This is a genomic window from Martinezella calliandrae, assembly GCF_030272695.1.
Classification (GTDB): domain Bacteria; phylum Pseudomonadota; class Alphaproteobacteria; order Rhizobiales; family Rhizobiaceae; genus Rhizobium; species Rhizobium calliandrae.
In genome coordinates, this window is sequence record NZ_JARFYN010000178.1 from 1 (window position 1) to 818 (window position 818).

Here is an 818-nt window from a genome sequence, read left to right on the forward strand (position 1 = left end):
AAAGGATCATCGGCACCGAAATCGCGAAGTTGGTCAAAATGAGCGCACCGGGCCGACGCAGCGATCGTATTAACGAGCCAGTTCGCCGTTGCCGAAAGCGAGTTATCAGGGGTATTTGCGGGCAGAGTTCTGCTACTCTCAGAATCACCCATGATCCGAGCTCCCATAAGAGATTAGGTTGAATGGCCTGCATGAGACCGAGACGATTCGATAGACGCTTTTCGTAACAGGGATACGATATCTACTTATGTCGAACTTTTCAACCCTTTTTCGTAACGGCGTTACGAAATGATCGCTGTGCAATGTAAGATGGCGCGCGTTGCACTTGGCTGGGGAGTCCGCGATCTTGCCAAAAGCGCCAAGGTCTCCCCGGACACGATCGCGAGATTTGAGCGCGGTGAACATCTCCGGTCAGCCACAATCGAGAGTATCAAAATGGCATTTGAAATGGCGGGGATTGAATTCATCGACGAGAACGGCGGCGGCGCCGGGGTGCGCTTCGCGAAACCAAAAGCAGATGCTTCGGATTAAGTTTGAACCCCGATCGCCCACCCGGCTATTGGTCGTCGTCGTACCGCAACGAGGAGGACCGTCCTTGAAGCCTGTCCAGAATTTGGTTCACCTCGTCTGCGCATGCTCTCATTGGTTCGTCATCGGCACATTTGACGTCTATCTTGACGTCGCCGTTCTCGATGCGGAACCGGGCGGCCTTAGACAGGATCGGGCGATGGCTCATTGGACCCCCATGCCAACCGCCTCTCATCATTACCTCGTCATCAGCTCGGTGCTGCCCCATTGTTGATGGGTGCGGGTTTGCT

General features: G+C 54.5%; 1 protein-coding gene. It reads left to right on the forward strand.

Annotated elements, in window-relative coordinates; translation table 11 throughout:
• Positions 1-288 precede the first annotated feature (288 nt).
• Positions 289-531, forward strand: coding sequence for a helix-turn-helix domain-containing protein (locus tag PY650_RS36585; RefSeq protein WP_285884982.1), 243 nt, complete (start codon positions 289-291; stop codon positions 529-531).
• The last annotated feature ends 287 nt before the right edge of the window (positions 532-818 follow it).